This is a genomic window from Sphingosinicella sp. (assembly GCF_013911755.1).
Taxonomy (GTDB): Bacteria; Pseudomonadota; Alphaproteobacteria; order Sphingomonadales; family Sphingomonadaceae; genus Sphingosinicella.
Map to the genome: position 1 here is coordinate 16,031 of NZ_JACESP010000008.1, position 17,494 is coordinate 33,524.

At 65.9% G+C, this 17,494-nt stretch carries 17 protein-coding genes and 1 tRNA gene; 11 read left to right on the forward strand and 7 right to left on the reverse strand.

Annotation, left to right across the window (positions count from 1 at the left end):
• Nucleotides 1-23: 23 nt before the first annotated feature.
• Entirely contained in the window at nt 24-1,016 is a 993-nt protein-coding gene (locus tag H2052_RS07440; protein WP_293779742.1) for a DUF1338 domain-containing protein, read from the reverse strand.
• Nucleotides 1,017-1,104: 88 nt separating this feature from the next.
• Between H2052_RS07440 and gcvA the strand changes: the two genes are divergently transcribed.
• The 11 genes from gcvA (at nt 1,105) to bla (ending at nt 11,035) form a co-directional block, all read left to right on the forward strand.
• Nucleotides 1,105-1,989, forward strand: coding sequence for a transcriptional regulator GcvA (gene gcvA, locus H2052_RS07445; RefSeq protein ID WP_293779744.1), 885 nt, complete (start codon nt 1,105-1,107; stop codon nt 1,987-1,989).
• 147 nt (nt 1,990-2,136) lie between these two features.
• Entirely contained in the window at nt 2,137-3,159 is a 1,023-nt protein-coding gene (locus H2052_RS07450) for a COX15/CtaA family protein (RefSeq protein ID WP_293779746.1), read from the forward strand.
• A 143-nt stretch (nt 3,160-3,302) separates the two neighbouring features.
• Nucleotides 3,303-3,776: a 50S ribosomal protein L13 gene (gene rplM, locus H2052_RS07455; RefSeq protein WP_293779748.1), complete on the forward strand. Its 474-nt coding sequence runs from the start codon at nt 3,303-3,305 to the stop codon at nt 3,774-3,776.
• Between the two features lie 3 nt (nt 3,777-3,779).
• A complete protein-coding gene (gene rpsI / locus H2052_RS07460; protein WP_293779750.1) occupies nt 3,780-4,286 on the forward strand; it encodes a 30S ribosomal protein S9 in 507 nt (168 codons plus the stop codon).
• An 83-nt stretch (nt 4,287-4,369) separates the two neighbouring features.
• Nucleotides 4,370-6,424 carry a protein-disulfide reductase DsbD domain-containing protein gene (locus H2052_RS07465; protein WP_293779752.1) on the forward strand — a complete coding sequence of 685 codons (2,055 nt, stop codon included), beginning with the start codon at nt 4,370-4,372 and terminating at the stop codon, nt 6,422-6,424.
• A 38-nt stretch (nt 6,425-6,462) separates the two neighbouring features.
• Complete coding sequence (locus H2052_RS07470; protein ID WP_293779754.1) at nt 6,463-7,068, forward strand: thioredoxin family protein; 606 nt, start codon at nt 6,463-6,465, stop codon at nt 7,066-7,068.
• Nucleotides 7,069-7,138: 70 nt separating this feature from the next.
• Nucleotides 7,139-8,011 carry a flagellar motor stator protein MotA gene (gene motA / locus H2052_RS07475; RefSeq protein WP_293779756.1) on the forward strand — a complete coding sequence of 291 codons (873 nt, stop codon included), beginning with the start codon at nt 7,139-7,141 and terminating at the stop codon, nt 8,009-8,011.
• A 39-nt stretch (nt 8,012-8,050) separates the two neighbouring features.
• Nucleotides 8,051-9,091 (forward strand): N-acetyl-gamma-glutamyl-phosphate reductase, encoded by a 1,041-nt coding sequence (gene argC, locus H2052_RS07480; RefSeq protein WP_293779758.1) that lies wholly within the window; start codon nt 8,051-8,053, stop codon nt 9,089-9,091.
• Nucleotides 9,088-9,627: a GNAT family N-acetyltransferase gene (locus H2052_RS07485; RefSeq protein WP_293779760.1), complete on the forward strand. Its 540-nt coding sequence runs from the start codon at nt 9,088-9,090 to the stop codon at nt 9,625-9,627. The genes argC and H2052_RS07485 overlap by 4 nt, the downstream gene beginning before the upstream one ends.
• On the forward strand, nt 9,627-10,154 hold the full coding sequence (locus H2052_RS07490) for a gamma carbonic anhydrase family protein (protein WP_293779762.1): 528 nt from the start codon (nt 9,627-9,629) through the stop codon (nt 10,152-10,154). The genes H2052_RS07485 and H2052_RS07490 overlap by 1 nt, the downstream gene beginning before the upstream one ends.
• Nucleotides 10,154-11,035, forward strand: a complete 882-nt coding sequence (gene bla / locus H2052_RS07495; RefSeq protein ID WP_293779764.1) for a class A beta-lactamase — start codon at nt 10,154-10,156, stop codon at nt 11,033-11,035. Before H2052_RS07490 ends, bla begins: the two co-directional genes overlap by 1 nt.
• Before the next feature lie 96 nt (nt 11,036-11,131).
• On the opposite strand, the gene H2052_RS07500 is transcribed toward bla, so the two are convergent.
• The 6 genes from H2052_RS07500 to prsT all read right to left on the reverse strand — a co-directional run bounded on the left by H2052_RS07500 (nt 11,132) and on the right by prsT (nt 17,492).
• Complete coding sequence (locus H2052_RS07500; protein ID WP_293779766.1) at nt 11,132-12,088, reverse strand: beta-propeller fold lactonase family protein; 957 nt, start codon at nt 12,086-12,088, stop codon at nt 11,132-11,134.
• Between the two features lie 95 nt (nt 12,089-12,183).
• Complete coding sequence (locus H2052_RS07505) at nt 12,184-13,323, reverse strand: RelA/SpoT domain-containing protein (protein WP_293779768.1); 1,140 nt, start codon at nt 13,321-13,323, stop codon at nt 12,184-12,186.
• Between the two features lie 120 nt (nt 13,324-13,443).
• On the reverse strand, nt 13,444-13,857 hold the full coding sequence (locus H2052_RS07510) for a 3TM-type holin (RefSeq protein ID WP_293779769.1): 414 nt from the start codon (nt 13,855-13,857) through the stop codon (nt 13,444-13,446).
• Between the two features lie 23 nt (nt 13,858-13,880).
• Nucleotides 13,881-14,435 carry a glycosyl hydrolase 108 family protein gene (locus H2052_RS07515; protein WP_293779771.1) on the reverse strand — a complete coding sequence of 185 codons (555 nt, stop codon included), beginning with the start codon at nt 14,433-14,435 and terminating at the stop codon, nt 13,881-13,883.
• A 111-nt stretch (nt 14,436-14,546) separates the two neighbouring features.
• Nucleotides 14,547-14,623 (reverse strand) — tRNA-Pro (locus tag H2052_RS07520).
• Between the two features lie 61 nt (nt 14,624-14,684).
• Nucleotides 14,685-17,492 carry an XrtA/PEP-CTERM system TPR-repeat protein PrsT gene (gene prsT, locus H2052_RS07525; protein ID WP_293779773.1) on the reverse strand — a complete coding sequence of 936 codons (2,808 nt, stop codon included), beginning with the start codon at nt 17,490-17,492 and terminating at the stop codon, nt 14,685-14,687.
• Nucleotides 17,493-17,494 lie beyond the last annotated feature (2 nt).

Below are 17,494 nucleotides of genomic sequence, written 5' to 3' on the forward strand. Positions count from 1 at the left end.
ACTGTTCGGCGCTGCTTACCGCGTTACGCTGCGCGCGTCATCGCGAAGATGCCGGTCGCGTTGCCGCTGTCGAAGCGGAGGTCAAGAGCGCCGCTCGCGGGGTCCGCGTCGCGTGTGATGAACTCGTAGAACGAGCCCGGCACGGTGCGGCGCACACCGCCCGCGAACCTGCGCTCGAAGCTGTCGGCGCGAAACGCCGTCTGCCGTACGCGGCCGCTGCTCGACACCTCCACCGTGTCCTTCATCGGCCGGCCTTCGGCCTTCAGCCGCGCCGCGAGCGCATCGACATCAGCCACGCGGTCGGTCGCATGGTTGAAAGCGTTACCCTCCGTCGCGATCCACGCCGCCTCGCCCGAGCGCGCCAGCAGCGCCTCATAGTCGCCGAGCGTCACGAGATCGTGGTGGCAATCGAAACAAGCGACGATCGCGGGTAGCGCGACCAGCGCATCGGCAAACGGCACGCTGCCGTCCGTCGCGAACGCCGCGAGCACGTCCTGAGCGTCGGCGTTCAGCGGGTCGCGCGTCGTGCCGAACACGCGCTCGGCGACACGCACGAAACCCTCATCGAAACGCTCGACATGAAGCTCGCTCACGAAGAACTGCGGGATCGCCTCCGGTGCGTCCAGATGGCAATAGGCACGGCCCGTCATGCGCAGCGCGGGCAGCGGATACGTGTCGGCAACCCGGTAGCCGAGCGGCTCCAGAATGCGCTGAAACGCATCCTGCCCGGCGGGAAGCGCGCCGGTCGGGCCTTCGCGGAAGCGCACGGTGCGCAGTGCGCCGTGGTCGAAGGTGATGCGCTCGCCGCGCGCCACCGTGTCCGCCACATAGGCCGCGCCGCTCGGCACGCGCTTCAGCAGGTCGTCGAACAGCAGCACGTTCAGCGCCATCGCGAACGCCGCGCGCGAAACCGTCTCGCCGGTTTCGGCGAGCAGCGCCGGATCGATCGCAAGCGCGCCCAGCGCCCGCGTCCCCGTCACCAGCCGCTCGATCGCTCCTTCATTCGCATTCGACATGACAAGACTCCCTGCGTTCCAGCGCCGATTGTCAGGAAATAAACGATATGGCAAACAAGGAGCCTTCATTTGTTCATGCGAGTTTGGAATGAGCGAACGCCGCCACCTGCCGCCCATCGGCGCCCTCGCCAGCTTCGCCGCCGCCGCACGGCACGGCAGCTTTTCGCGCGCGGGCGAGGAGATCGGCCTCACGCAAAGCGCCGTCAGCCGCCAGATCGCGCTCCTCGAGGACTGGCTGCAGACGCCGCTGTTCGACCGCGCCGGCCGCCGCGTCGCACTCAACGCCGATGGTCGCGCCTATGCCGACGAAATCGCCCCCGCGCTCGATCGCATCCGCCGCGCCACCGCTCGCCTTGCGACGAAGCGGCCAGATAATGCTCTCAGCATCGCCACCCTGCCCAGCTTCGGGATGCGCTGGCTCGCGCCCCGTTTGCCCCGCTTCACGGCGGAACACCCCGACCTTGTCGTCAATTTCGCCGCGCGGTCGGACACGTTCGATTTCGCCGAGGAGGATTTCGACGCCGCGATCCACTTCGGCCTGCCCGATTGGCCCGGCGCCGCGCACGATTTCCTCTTCCGAGAAACCTCGATCCCCGTCTGTTCGCCCGCCTGGCTCGCCGCAAACCCGCTCGCCGCGCCCGCCGACCTCATCGGCAAGCCGCTCCTGTTCCAGACCTCGCGCAAGGACGCATGGACACGCTGGTTCCGCCTCGCCGGCGTCGCCGCGCCGGTTGCGCCCGGCCCCACCTTCGAGCATTTCCTGATGCTCGCGCAGGCCGCCGCGGCGGGCGCGGGCGCCGCGCTCATCCCCAGCTTCCTTATCGAGCCGGAGCTTGCATCAGGCACGCTCGTCTCGCCCTTCAATTTGCCGCTCGCCACCGACGACGCTTATTATCTCGTCTCGCCCGAAAGCGGCGGCAGCGAAGCCCTCGCCCGCTTCCGCGACTGGGTCGTGCGTGAGGCCGCAGCTTAAATGCCCTGCGTCCCTCGACTTCGCTCGGGATGAAATACCTTTGAACTCTGCGATCATCATCCCGAGCGAAGTCGAGGGACGCACGACGATCTCCCGCGACCGAATGGCCGCTTGGCCTGCGCTGCGCCTTCGCCTAATCCGCAGCGTATGACCTCCGCTGCCCGCCCCCGCGCCATTGCGCTCTGGCTTTATGTCGTCGCCGCGCTCGTCTTCGCGATGGTCGTCGTCGGCGGCATCACCCGGCTCACCGAATCCGGCCTGTCGATGGTGCGCTGGGAACCGATCTCGGGCGTCGTCCCGCCCTTGAACGACGCCGAGTGGAACACCGAGTTCGAAGCCTACAAGGCCTATCCCGAATACCAGAAGGTCAACCGGGGTATGGCGCTTGCCGAGTTCAAGGCGATCTTCTTCTGGGAGTATCTGCACCGCGTGCTCGGCCGCTTCATTGGCCTCGCCTTCGCCTTGCCGCTCGCGTGGTTCTGGGTCCGCCGCGCAATTCCCGATGGTTACAAACCGCGCCTGCTCGCACTTCTCGCGCTCGGCGCCTTGCAGGGTGCGATCGGCTGGTGGATGGTCGCCTCCGGGCTTATCGACCGGCCGGACGTGGCGCACGATCGTCTCGCCGTCCATCTCGGCACCGCGCTTTTCATCCTTGGCGGCCTCGTCTGGACCGCGCGCGATCTCACCGCCCACGCGCGCGGCGAGCGCCGTGCGCGGCTCACCGGCTTTGGCGCGTTCACACTGCTGGTCCTCGCGGTCCAGATCGTCCTCGGCGCCTTTGTCGCCGGCCTCAACGCGGGCCATGCCTTTGCCGAATGGCCGCTGATGGGCGGGCATTTCTTCCCCGAAGGCGTGCAGTGGCTGGAGCCCCTCTGGCGGAACGCTGTCGACAATCCCGTTGTCGTGCAATGGATTCACCGTTGGTGGGCATGGATCGCCGCTGCGTTTCTCATCGCCCTCGCCCTCCGCACGTCGCGCGAAAGCGGCGGCGGTGCGCCGCGTCTCGTCCTGCTGCTGCTCACCGCGCAGATCATCCTCGGCATCGCCACATTGCTCACCGGCGTCGCGCTCCACGTCGCGGTCGCGCATCAGGCCGTGGCCGCGCTCCTGGTCTGGGCGGCGGTCGCCTGCGCGCATGGACTCGGCAGGCCGGGGCGTCGAATGCGCTGATTCCGCACGCAAATTTCCTTGAATACTATAATACCCCACGCCTAAGCACCTATTTCGCTTGACGCTTTTGCGGCGCTCCATCATATGCCGCGCCGTTCACGCGGGCGGCTTCATGCGGCCCGCCTTTGTTTTGGGATCGAACCATGCACACCAAGTCCACGGTCTCGGCGAAGCCCGCCGAAGTCGAAAAGAAGTGGCTGCTGATCGATGCCGATGGCCTCGTCGTGGGCCGTCTTGCTTCGATCATCGCCAATCGCCTGCGCGGCAAGCACAAGGCGATCTACACGCCGCACGTCGATTGCGGCGACAATGTCATTGTCATCAACGCGGGTAAGGTCCGTTTCACGGGCAACAAGCTCAAGGACAAGACCTACTACCGCCACACCGGCTATCCGGGCGGCATCAAGGCCGTCACCGCCGGCAAGATTCTCGATGGCCGCTTCCCGGAGCGCGTGCTCGAGAAGGCCATCGAGCGCATGGTTCCGCGCGGGCCGCTCGGCCGCGCGCAGATGCGCAACCTTCGCATCTATGCGGGCGCAGAGCATCCGCATGTCGCACAGAATCCGCAGGTCGTCGACGTCGGGTCGATGAACCGCAAGAACAAGGTGGGTGCCTAAGTCATGGCTGAAGAGAAAATGGGTCTTGAGGATCTGAAGGATCTCACCGTCGAGACCGTGGCGAGCGCAGGCAGCCCCGTGGCTGTTTCCTCCGCGCCGTTGCGCGAGAAGGAAATCGACGCGCAGGGCCGTGCCTATGCGACCGGCCGCCGCAAGGATGCCGTCGCCCGCGTCTGGATCAAGCCGGGCACCGGCAAGATCACGGTCAACGGCCGCGATCAGACCGTGTATTTCGCACGTCCGACGCTGCGTCTCGTCATCAACCAGCCCTTCGACGTGTCGGAGCGCGGCGGCCAGTTCGATGTGATCGCCACCGTTTCGGGCGGCGGACTTTCGGGTCAGGCCGGCGCGGTGAAGCACGGCATCAGCCAGGCGCTCACCAAGTTCGAGCCGGAGCTGCGCGGTGTCGTCAAGGCTGCGGGCTTCCTCACCCGCGACAGCCGCACAGTCGAGCGCAAGAAGTACGGCCGCGCCAAGGCGCGCAAGAGCTTCCAGTTCTCGAAGCGCTAGTCCGCTCTCAAAAGCACGTTCAAAGGGCCGGCCGCAACGCCGGCCCTTTCCGTTTGCGGACAGTGCCATTAAGCCTTGGCGCCATGCTTCGAACCGCGCTTCTGTTCCTGATCGCCTTCGCGGCGCCCGCGCTTGCCGCGAGCGCTGTGCAGAACCCGCACACGCGTGTCGAACTGATCGCGGAAAGCACGGCGCCCGCACCGGGCAAGACGGCTGCGCTCGCGATCGTGACGACGCCGCGTCCGGGCTGGCACACCTACTGGAAAAACCCCGGCAGCGCGGGCATCGAAACGCAGGCGGCGTGGACGCTGCCGGGCGGCGTCACCGCGTCACCGATCCGCTATCCGGTGCCCTCGACGTTTACGGTCTCGGGCATCATGAACTATGTGTTCGAAGGCGAAGCGGCGCTGCTCGTCGACCTTTCCGTGCCTCAGCTTGCCCCCGGCACGCCACTCCCCGTGGCCGTGCGCGTCGACTACCTCGTCTGCGACGATGAACTCTGCGTCCCCGAAAGTGCCGACCTCGCGCTCGACCTCACGGTCGGAGACGGCGCGGCGGACGCCTCTACACAGCCCCGCTTCGAAAAGGCGCGCGCCGCTTTGCCCCGCCCGGTCGACTGGCCCGCGCGCTACGCCCATGCGGATGGCAAGTTCCGCCTCTCGGTCGATACCACCGGCGCGGGCAACGTCAGCCGCGCCTATTTCTTCCCCGAAGCCGACGGCGTCCTCGATTACGATGCCCCTCAGGCGGTGAGCCGCAGCGGCGACACGCTCATCATCGAAACCACGGCGGGCGCCAATGCCGATCCGGGCGCGGTAAGCGGCGTGCTGCGCCTCGACCGCGCCGACGGCAGCCATTTCGGCGCCAGCCTCACCGCAAGCGCGGGCGAAGTTGCGCCGGCGGGCGCGCCGCTCGCCTCCGCCGGACACGACCAGCATCAGCCGGGCCTTCCCTCCGCGCTCACCGCCTTCGCACTCGCCGTCCTCGGCGGCTTCATCCTCAATGTGATGCCGTGCGTGTTCCCGATCCTCGGCCTCAAGGCGCTCAGCCTGGCGAACGGCGGCCATTCCGAAAGCGCCGCACGCCGCGAAGCGCTCGCTTATACGGCGGGCGTCGTCGGCACCTGCGTCGCGCTCGGCGCGGTCATTCTCGCGCTTCGCGCGGCGGGCGCGCAGGTCGGCTGGGCGTTCCAGCTCCAGGATCCGCGCGTCATCTTCCTGTTGCTGCTGCTCGTCACCGCCATCGCGCTCAACCTCGCCGGGCTGTTCGAAATCAGCGCACCCCGCGTCGGCGGCGATACGCTCGCGGCGCGCGGCGGCACGCAGGGCGCGTTCTGGACCGGCGCGCTCGCCGCGATCGTCGCCACGCCCTGCACCGGGCCGTTCATGGGCCTCGCGCTTGGCGCCGCCATTCTACTGCCTACCGCGCTCGGCCTGCTCGTCTTCGCCGGGCTCGGGCTTGGCCTCGCCCTGCCCTTCATACTGATCGGCTTCATCCCCGCGCTCCGCCGCCGCCTGCCAAAGCCCGGCCCGTGGATGGTGACGTTCCGCCGCGTCATGGCGCTGCCGATGTTCGCGACCGCCGTCGCGCTCGCCTGGGTGCTCGGGCGGCAGGCGGGCGTTGCGGGCATGGCCTTCGGGCTCGCCGCCGCCGTGTTTCTCGCCGCCGGGCTCTGGTGGGTCGGCATCCGCCAGCACGGCGGGCGCCCCGCCACCGTGCCGCTCGCGGTTGCGGCGCTCTCTGTGGCAATGATCCTGCTCATCACGCCACGCGCGGAAGCGCCGGTCGCCAATGCGGCGCTGCCGAATGTCGAGCCCTTCACCGAAGCCCGCCTCGCCGCGCTTCGCGCCGAAGGCCCGGTGTTCGTCTATTTCACCGCCGACTGGTGCATCACCTGCAAGGTCAATGAAAACGGCGCGCTCTCCGCCCCCGCCGTCACCGCCGCCTTCACGGACGCCGGTATCCCCACGCTCGTGGGCGATTGGACCAACGCTGATCCGGCGATCACGCGCTTCCTCGAAAGCCATGGCCGGGCAGGCGTTCCGCTCTATCTCTTCTACGCGCGCGGCAAGGATGCAGAGGTGCTTCCGCAGCTTCTGAGCGAGGCGCTGATGCTGGAACTCGCCCGCCGCGCCTGATTATGGCATCCTCGCCCTTCACCAAAGGGAGACGAGACATGAAAACAGCCATCGCCGCTTTCGCTGCCATCGCCTTCGCGGGCACAGCCGCCGCAGCCCCGCAAGTCGGCAAGCCCGCCCCGGCCTTCACCGCGCAGACGGCAGCGGGAAAGACCGTCAGCCTCAAGGATTTCGCCGGGAAGACCGTCGTTCTCGAATGGACGAACAGCGGCTGCCCGTTCGTGAAGAAGCACTACGAGTCGGGCAACATGCAGAAACTGCAGGCCGATGCGAAGGCGAAGGGCGTCGTCTGGCTCACCGTCAACAGCAGTGCGCCGGGCAAGCAGGGTCACGTCGACGGTGCGCTCGCCGCGAAGGAGATGAAGGACTGGACCTTCCAGCCGACCGCTTACCTCCTCGATCCGGCAGGCAAGATCGGCAAGGCCTATGATGCGCGCGCGACGCCGCACATGTACGTCATCGACGGCAAGGGCGTGCTTCGCTACGCGGGCGCGATCGACGACAAGCCGACCGCGAACCCGGCGGACATCAAGGCCGCGAAGAACTACGTCACCGCCGCGCTCGCCGATGTCGCCGCCGGCCGCGCTGTCGCCGATCCGGTCACGCGCGCCTACGGTTGCTCGGTGAAGTACCCGGAGGCTTAAAGCGCCCTTAACCAGCGCGGCCCCACCATGACCCTCGCGTACGTGTATCTGTCTCGCGGGGTCGTGGGTCGTGATTATCTTTTTCGGGCTGGCCATAGTGCTTGTCTGCGTGTTCGGCAGTTTCCTGATCGCGGGCGGCGAACTCGGCATCATCGCCGGGGCGTTGCCGCAGGAACTGCTCGTCATCGCGGGTGCGGGCGCCGGTGCGTTCATCATTGCGAACAGCAGCACGACGCTGCGCCGCGCCGCCGCGGGCGTGCGCCGCGCGTTCGAAGGCGAGCGCTGGGGGAAGGCCGATTACCGCGATCTGCTCTGCCTGCTCTTCCTCCTCATCAAGACGCTGCGCACGCGCGGCGTCGTCGCGATCGAAAGCCACATCGAATACCCGGAAGAATCGCGCCTCTTCGCCGCCTTCCCCCGCATCGCTGCGGACCCCGCGCTCGTCTCCTTCATCTGCGACTACGTGCGCATGATGGCGATGAACTTCGAGGATCCGAACCAGATGGCCGACGCGATGGAGGCTGATCTCGATCGCCACATCGCCGAGGAGTATCAGGCGCAGGGCGCGCTCCAGACGCTCGCCGACAGCCTCCCCGCGCTCGGCATCGTTGCCGCCGTGCTCGGCGTCATCAAGACCATGGGCGCGGTCGATCAGCCGACCGAGGTCTTGGGCGCCATGATCGGCGGCGCGCTCGTCGGCACCTTTCTCGGCGTGCTGCTCAGCTACACCGTCGTCGGCCCCATCGCCTCCCGCCTCGCGCAGGTGATCGACGCCGAGGCGAAGTACCTCAGCCTCGTGAAAACCGTCATCGTCGCCCACCTGCAGGGTCAGGCCCCGCAGGTCGCCGTCGAACTCGGCCGCCGCACCACGCCTTCGAACCACGCCCCCAGCTTTGCCGAAATGGAAGCCGCGCTCGACGCCCTGCCGCGCGACCTCGTCTAGCGCTGGAATCCCCCCGGCATATCCGCTAAGCCGCGCGCCATGTCGCAAAAAATCCGCATCGCCGTGCTCGGAGCGTCGGGATACACCGGCGCCGATCTCGTTCGCCTCGCGCTCACGCATCCCAACATCGAAATCGCCGCGCTCAGCGCCAATGCCAAGGCGGGGCAATCGATGGCGGACGTATGGCCGCATTTCGCCCACGTGCCTTTGCCCGCGCTGGTACGCGCCGAGGAGATCGACTGGGCAGGCATCGACGCCGTGTTCGGCTGCCTGCCGCACGCCGCCTCCGCCGCACTGCTCTCGACGCTCATCGGCCCGCGCATCATCGATCTGTCGGCGGATTTCCGGCTGAACAGCGCCGAGACCTACGCCGAATGGTATGGCAACCCGCACCCGGCGCCCGAGCTGCTGCCCGATGCGATCTACGGCCTCACCGAATATGCCGCCGAGCTTCTGCCCGCCGCGCGCATCGTCGCCTGCCCCGGCTGCTACCCCACGGCGGCGCTCCTCGCCCTGCTCCCGCTCCTCGAAGCCGGCCTCGTCGGCCACGAACGGATCACGATCAACGCGCTTTCGGGCGTCTCCGGCGCAGGCCGCAGCCTCAAGGAGGCGAACCTCTTCGCCGAGATCGCGGAGGCCGTGCACCCCTACGGCATCGGCCGCCACCGCCACATGCCGGAGATCGAGCAGGAGCTTGCGAAGCGCGCGAACGGCGCCGTCACCATCAGCTTCACGCCGCATCTCGTGCCGATGAACCGCGGCGAGCTTGAAACCATCACGGTCGAGCTGATGCCCGGCAAGCGCGCATCGGACCTGCGCGCCGCGCTCGGCCACCGCTATGCCGCCGCGCCGTTCGTGCACCTTCTGCCCGAAGGCAAGGCCCCGTCGACGCGCATGGTGCGCGGCTCCAACCACTGCGTGATGAACGTGTTCGAGGATCGCATCCCCGGCCGCGCCATCGTGATCGTCGCGATCGACAACCTCGTGAAGGGCTCGTCGGGTCAGGCGATCCAGAACATGAACCTGATGTTCGGCCTTCCCGAAACCACCGGACTCCTGCAGGCGCCGCTTTTCCCATGATCGTCACCGAACGCCTGAAACTCCGCCCCTGGCGCGAGTCCGACCGTCTGCCGTTTCGGATGCTCTGCGCCGACAAGCGCGTCATGGAGCATCTCGGCGGCCCCCGCAGCGCGGCAGACGCCGACGCCGCGATGGAGCGCATGATCAAGAGCGAGAAGGAGCGCGGCCACTGCTTCTGGGCGGTCGAGCGCAAGTCGGACTTTTCGTTTATCGGCTTCTGCGGGCTTCTCGTCTGCGAAAAGCCCGGCACGCCCGTTGACGGCGAGATCGAGATCGGCTGGCGTTTCCGGCACGATTGCTGGGGCCAGGGTTTCGCCAAGGAAGCCGCCTACGCGAGCTTCGACTGGGGCTTCGCCAATCTCGATGTGGAGCGCATCATCGCGATCACCATGTCGGAAAACACGCGCAGCTGGGGGCTGATGGACCGCCTGCGGATGCGCCGCAAGCCCGAGCTCGATTTCTACGAAACCTCCGCCACCACGGGCGGCAAGGAAATGCGCATCATCACCTATTCCCGCTCGCGAGCGTGGGACTGATGCCGGTCTACAGCTACGAGGGCGCCGTGCCCGAAATCGCCGAGGACGTCTTCATCGCCCCGGGCGCGCACGTGATCGGCAATGTGAAGATCGGCGCGGGCTCCAGCGTCTGGTACAATTGCGTGCTGCGCGGCGATGTCGGCACGATCACCATCGGCGAATTCACAAACATTCAGGATGGCACCGTCGTCCATGTCACGGGCGGCGCGTACAACACCGTGATCGGCAGCCACTGCCTCATCGGCCACACCGCGACCATCCACGGCTGCACGCTTGAAGACAACGCCTTCGTCGGCCTCGGCGCCATCGTGATGGACGGCTGCGTCATCGAAGGCGACGCCATGCTCGCGGCGGGCGCGATGCTCACGCCGGGCAAGCGCATCCCTTCGGGCCAGATGTGGGCGGGCCGCCCCGCCAAATACGTGCGCGACCTGACGCCAGAGGAAATCGCCGGAAACCGCAGGGGGCCGAAGCACTACGCAAGGCTGGCGGAGGTCCACCGGAACCTGCCCGTCATCCGGCCCTGATGTCCGCCGCGATCACGCGCCGCCTCGCCGTTTCCGGGCTGGCCGCGACCGCGCTTGCGGCGTGCCTGCCCCGCCGCGATGCAGAAGGCGCTGCGGCGCGCATCGCCGAAATCGAGGCGCGAAGCGGCGGCCGCATAGGCCTTTTCGTGCGCGATACCGGCAGCGGCCGCACGCTCGCGCACCGCGCCGATGAACGCTTCGCCATGGCCTCCACCTTCAAGGCCCCGCTCGCCGCCGCGGTGCTTGCCCGGGCGGAGGCCGGAGCGTTCCGCCTCGATCGCCCCGTCCCCTACACCGCCGCCGATCTGCTCGCTTATGCCCCCGTCACCGCGCGCCATGTCGCGGAGGGGGCGATGAGCGTCGAGGCGCTCTGCGCCGCGACCGTGGAGCTGAGCGACAACACCGCCGCGAACCTGTTGCTTCCGCTCGTCGGCGGCCCCGCCGGGCTCACGCGCTGGCTGCGCGGCCTCGGCGACAGCGAAACGCGCCTCGATCGCACCGAGCCGACGCTCAACACCAACATCCCCGGCGACCCGCGCGACACCACGACACCGCGCGCGATGGCCGGAACGCTCGAAAAACTGCTGCTGACGGACGCCGCGCTCACGCCGGCCGCCCGCGCGCGCCTCACCGGCTGGATGGTCGCCTCGCCCACCGGGAAAGACCGACTCCGCGCCGGCCTCCCGGCAGACTGGCGCGTCGCAGACAAGACCGGCACGGGCATGAACGGCGCCGCCAACATCATCGCCGTCCTCTGGCCGCCCGCAGCAGCCCCGCTCGTCGCCGCCGTCTACATGACCGGCTCGAAAGCCCCCGTCCCCGACCTCAACACCGCCCACGCCGCCCTCGGCCGCGCAATCGCCGCCTGGCAAAACCCCTGAATCCCTGAAGCGGAGGGCAGAACGCCCCTCCTCTCCCGCCCGCGGGAGAGGATACGAAGCCTTGGCCAAAGGCCTAGGCGAAGTTGGTGAGGGACGTTACCCGACCGGAGACCAGCCCAGCCCGTCCCCGTCCTCGCCCACCGGCAGCCGCCGCAGCACCTTGCCGCTCGGCCATTCGACCTCCGCGACCGTGTTCGTCCCCGTCTCCGCGACGAACAGCCGCTTGCCGTCCGGCCGGAACAGGATCGTCACCTGCATCGCCTCGGCCTTGCCGCTCACCGGGATCGACCGCACACGCTTGCCCGTCTCCACGCTGTAAACGCCGAGCGCGCCCGCCTGCAGCTCAGACGTCACCGCGTGCTTCCCATCCGGGCTGATCGCGATGCGGATCGGAAACGGCCCCGTCTCGATGCGCCGCACCAGCGTATCGGTCGCCGTGTCGTAAACATGGATCTCGTTCGAGGCGCGGCTCGAAATCCACACCTGCTTGCCATCGGGCGTGATCGCGATGCCCTCCGCCTCGCGCCCGGCGGGCAGATGCGCAACCGTGCGCCCGCTACCCAAATCGATCACGCTCGCGTTGCCGCTCTTCATGTTCGCCGTGTAGGCGCGCGGCCGCGTCGGGTGCACCGCCACCATGTGCGACCCCTCCGCCTCCGTCGGGATCGATTGCAGCACGCGGCCGTCCGTGCCGTCGATCACCACCAGCGTCTTCGAAGCCTCAGCCGTCGCCAACAGGCGCCCGTCCGCCAGCCAGATCAGCCCATGCGGCCGCGAATTCGGCCCGATGTCCCACGTCGCGAGCCGCTTGCCGTCCGCCACCCCGTAAACGTCGATCGCCGCGCCGCCATAATTCACCACCGCCGCCCGCGCCCCGTCCGGCGACAGCGCCACCTCATGCGGATTGGCCCCGCTCGCCACCCGCGCGTGCTCCTTGCCGGTGGCAAGATCGATGAAACTCACCGTATCCTCGCCCTTGTTCCCCACAATGAGCGTCTCGGCCGAAGCCGGAAGCGCCGCAATCAGCAGCGCGGCGGTGAAGATGGTACGCATGAAGCTCTCCCGATGGTTCGGAGCATATTGGCTTAGGTGGGGCGGGAGGTCACGTGATCGTCCAGATTTCCCAAAAGAATCGAAATCTACGTGCTCTATTTGCGCCACCCTTCAATAGCTTTGCGAAGCCAATCCAGCTCTAGAGACCTTTTCGGCGTCGGTTTCACAATTTCCCTTAAACGTGAACAAAAAAGATCAACATCTAGAAAGTAATTTGGGTACGCCGTCCGCAGATCGGCTGCCCGGTCAACTTCAACAAGAACAGTATTATCACCCTCATTTTTCTCAGCATACTCATATCCTGTCATCGAAACACCTCTCGAAACAGGAGACACTGAAACAGTATTCTTCTTAGAATCAAACGTAATAAAGTAAAATTTGGATCCGGGTTTGATTATATTTTCCGCTATTTTAAACGCCTTATTATAACTAGAGAGCGTTTCTAATGCCCGCAATTTCCTATCTAAGTTAACAATTTCAGATTTTCGCTCCCCACCGTCTTCGGGCGTTCCAGGAACAATGCCGCACCCCTCCTCTCTCGCAATTTCAGACGACATAAGCGCGAAAAGGCGGAGCCAATCTTCGTTTCCGTACCCTCCTTTATTATCTTCGCCATTGACCATTCCAACAGCTTCGACAGCAGTGGCCCAAGCATGCTGTAATCGGGTACGAATCTGAATTTCAATAATAATAGGCTTCTTATTTAAAGAAACATATTCTCCAGTACCGACATATCTATATATAAGATGATGTGATCTGTACCCAGTTTCTCGAGGACTACTAATATAATCGTCCTCGCCTCTATATTCGTGAATTCCTTTTTTCTTATATATTCCCGATATATCCTTAACCTGCTGAACGCTGTCGACAATTGCGCGGCATCCAGCGATATCTTGCATCTGAAAAAAGGTATATGGAGCCGAACGCAGCTTTCTTCGAATAGATAGCAAGCGTTTCATACGAGCTGCAGTAGTAGCACCACTACAAACGCTTCCTGCTTTTCCAATAAGCTCTCGCCTCATGTGCTGCATGGGCAAAAGGTGACATGCGCGCCAGTTGTGAATAACGTTAAAAACTTCTTTGGCTTCGTGGAGGCGGTCCGGGTCATATGGAACACCATCACGAATGGCCTTGCCCGCTTCGACAATTTGACGTTTCGAATAGATAGGAGCGATTAAATCGGCCATTTCGTAAAAAGTCGATCGCCCGCCCCAGAAATTTAAGAAGTGGAACACTTACCACGGCTCCCAGAAAATTGGGTACGCGAATATTATCATTCACCGTTAAAACGGAGTGCGATCGGACAGCCTCATCTTGCCCACTTTGATCGGCAAGAAGAGAACTAGAACTGCCCCCTACCGATCCGCCCCCTTCGCCTTCCCCCAGCTCCGCGCTGCCGTGTACCCAAGGTAGCCCGTGCCGAAGAGCATGTAGAGCGGTTCGGGGATCGCCTCCAGGTAGGCGCCCATCCCCGCGCCGATCGCCTTCGCCATCGCGGGGTCGGCGGCGGCGATGAGGCCCATGGGGATGGACCAGAGCAGCAGCACGTACATCACGTAGAGGAAGCTTGGGCGCGCGCGGCTCGTCCACGGGTCCGCCGCGTTCGCCTCTGCGACGATCGCGGCCATGCGCGTTTCGATCAGCTTCAGTTCGTGGCTCCCTTCCAGCTGGATCAGCTCCAGCTTGGCGCGTTCGCGCGCCTCCTTGTCGGGGATGATGCGGTCGAGGAGCTTGGCGACGGGCGCGATGATGCCTTCCACGAGCGACATGGGGGTCTTCCTTTCGTGCGGGTTCAGGCGTGGAAATCGCCGATGCGGCCGGCGAGCCAGCCGAAGGTGAAGCTTTCGTTCGCGGGGCGCGCCTCGGCGAGTTCGATGTAGCGGGCGCCCTGCAGCGCTTCGAGCGCGCGCAGCAGCACGGTTTCGCCCGCCTTGCCGCGCGTCTGGATGATCGCTTTCAGCGCGGCGAGCGTCGCGGTGTCGATGCGGCGGCTTGGCGGGATGTCCGGCCAGTCGCGTTCGCGGCGGTTGAGCGCGTTGAGTGCGCGCTGGAGGAAGCCCACCGCCACGGCTGGCCCCATGTTGACGCCCGTGTCGAATAGCTCCGCCGCGATGCGCGGGGCGAGCGCGTTCACGCGGTCGAAGCCGGTGTCGTGCCAATAGCGTTTCCGGTAGATGTCCGCCGCCGCCGCGCGCGGCAGGTCGCGCATGGCGCCGCCGTATCCCGCCGCGCGCGCCGTGGCCTGCGTAATGCCGAAGTTGGTGGGGCCGCCGCGGTCGTCCGGGTGGTCGATGTAGCCGCCTTCGCGGCGCAGCAGCATTTCGATGAGATCGTCGATGGACGCCATGATGGGGCTCTCCTGCCTTGGGCGGCAGAACGAACCTATCCGGTTCCTATTTGTCAAATCCTATCGCGAAACCGGTACGCGACGGGTAATTTCGTCTACTTCGGGAAAATCTGGTCGGAGCGACAGGATTCGAACCTGCGACCCCCACACCCCCAGTGTGATGCGCTACCAGGCTGCGCTACGCTCCGACCGTGGCCCGCACTTAAGGGCCTTGGCGGGCAAAGGCAAGCCTTGCCCGCCGGTTTCTGCCTAGCTGCCCTGAAGGCTCGTCAGCAGCTTCTGCGCCGCCGGGCGGCTGTCGAACTTCGGCGCCTTCAGCGCTGTTTCCAGCGCCTCCACCGCCTTGCCCCGCTGCCCGTTCATCGCATAGGCGACCGCGAGGTGGAACCGCACGTCCGGGTCGTTCGGCGATCCCGCCGCCGCCTTCTGCAGCAGGCTGAGCGCGAGCTTCCTGTCGCCCTTGTTGCGGATCAACAGCCAGCCATACGTGTCCTGCACCGCCGGCACATTCGGCCCCACCGCATAGGCCTGCTTCCCCGTCGCGAGCGCCCGCTTGTCCCCCGTCAGCGAATAGGCCCAGGCAAGGTTGTTGAGCACGGTCACGCTCTTCTCGGCGTTCGGCAGTTTCCGCAGCGCCTCGTAGTTGGCGATCGCCGCCTTGTATTGCCGCTGGTTCATCTGCAGCTCGGCGATCGCGGCGAGTGCGATCGGATCGCGCGGGTTCGCCTTCTGATAGGCCTGCATCATGGTCACGGCCTGAGCGGGCTTGCCGGTCTGCACATAGGCCTGCGACAGCGCGCGCGCCGCCGCGATGTTGAACCTCGTCTTGCGCGCCGCCTCCAGATACGGGAGCGCCGCAGCGGCCTTGTTCTGCGCAAGATAGGCGCGGCCGAGCGCGAGGTCGGCGAAATTCTCCTTGGGCGCATGCTTGCGAAGCCGCTCCGCCCACTGCTTCGCCGCGTTCCAGTCGCCCTGCCGCGCCTCGAAGAACACGAGCTCGGAATAGACCGGAGTCGGATCGACTCGGGGCATCGTGAGGATACGCTGGTAGGTCGCGCGCGCGGCCGCGATCTTCTTGTTGGTCTCCTGCGCACGGGCCAGCATCACGCGCGGCTGCGGACTGTCCGGCTGTGCGTTCACGAGCCGGTTCAGGGCTGATTCGACCTGGTTCTTCTGTCCCGCCGCTTCATAGACGCGGGCCGCCGCCGACAGGGCCTGCGGCTGTTCGGGGAAGTCGCGCAGGATCGAGGCGACCTCGTCGAGCGCGCGCTTGTTCTGGTTCGTGTCGAGATAGGCGTCGGCAAGCTGCACACGCGGGCCGAGCTGCTTCGCGTCCACCGCAGCAGCCTGACGCAGCCATTCGACGCGCGCGGTCGCATCACCGCGCCGCGCCGCCGTTACGGCAAGCAGCGTCAGCGCGCGGCCATCGCGCTTGTTGTATTCAAGCAGCTGCTTCAGTTCACGCTCGCCCTCGGGGATGCGGTTCGTCGCGATCAGCACCTGCGCGAGGTTGCGCCGCGCTTCGGTGTAGTCGGACTTCTTCTCCAGCGCCGTGCGGAAGCTCGCTTCGGCCTTCTTCGTCTGTCCAAGGCCAAGCTCCGCCCCGCCGCGGATGTTGTAGCCCACCGGCAGGTTCGGATAGAGCGTGATGATCCGGTTGCTGGTCACGAGCGCCTTGTCAAACTCGCGGTCGCGAATCTGGATCAGCGTCAGCACCATCAGCGCCTGCAACGACTTGCTGTCGTCCTTCAGGACGTCCATCAGCCCTTCTTCGGCGGACTCGGCGTTGCCTTGCAGGAGCTGCGTCATCGCGAGCTGGGTTTTCAGTTCACCAGCCTTCGGCGCCTCTGTGACGGCCTTTTGCAGGTACTGCTGCGCTTCGGCCATCTTGCCCTCGCGGGCGAAGGCCGCGCCGTAGAGCGCGTAGGTACGGCCATCGGCGCTCCCGGAATCGATGATCGGCTTCAGCGTCTCGATGGCGCCGCGCGTATCGTTGCCCTTGAGCTGCGAGGCTGCATAGAGCTTGCGGGCAAGCACGGCATTCGGCGAGGCGCCGACGACCTTGCCAAAGAAGTCGGTGGCCTGTGCTATGTTGTTTGCCTGATAGGCGAGCATACCCTGCAGCATCAGCGCGGGCACATAATTCGAAAGCAGGCCCTTCGTGCGCGTCATCAGCTGGCGCGCCTTCTCGTACTGCCCGGCACGGGTTTCGAGCACGGCCTCCAGATAAAGCGCGAGGGGGTGATCGGGCACCAGTCCGTTAATACGCTTGAGATCAGCGCGCGCCTGGACTTCGCGCTTGAGGTCACCGAGCGTCGCGGCGCGCTCCAGCAGCGCCTCGATGTTGTTGGGATCGACCTCGAGCGCGCGATTGAAATAGGTGAGCGACGGTTCGAGCCCCTGTGAACGGCGCACAAGGTCGCCCTTCAGCATCAGGCCCTTCACGTTCGTCGGCTTTGCCGCAAGCACCTGATCGGCAAGCGCAGAGGCTTCCTTCAGCTTGCCGTCGGACGCATAGAAGCGCGCGACATCAACCAGTGTTTCCGGGTCGTTGGGCGCGATGCGGCGGGCACGCTCGAACTCCGCGCGCGCTTCGGGAACATTGCGCTGTTGGGTCAGTATCTGTCCGCGCAGCCGCGCTGCATAGGCGGCGAACTGCGGCTCGATCGTCCGTGCGTCGAGGAGATCCATCGCCTCGCCGTACTTGCGCTGCATCATCAGCGCGTGTGCGCGCAGGTGGCGGACCTTGGCCGAAGGAATACCCGCCTGCATGGCGCGCTCCAACTCCGTCTGCGCCTGAATGCCCGAGCCGAACTCCAGCGCGACACGCGCCTGAAGCAGCCGTGCGAGCCCGTTGTTGGGGTTCGCCTTCAGCGCCTTCATCAGCTGGATGCGTGCACTGCGGTAGTCGCCTGCCTGAAAGAGGCGGAAGCCCTGGACGTAGGCGTCGTTCGATTCGCTGCGGGCGTCGGCCTGCGCGGGAAAGGCGGCAATGCCGATGGGAGCCGCAAGCGCAAGGGTCGCCGCTGCAAGCTTGAAGAAGGTCTTGTTCAACATCT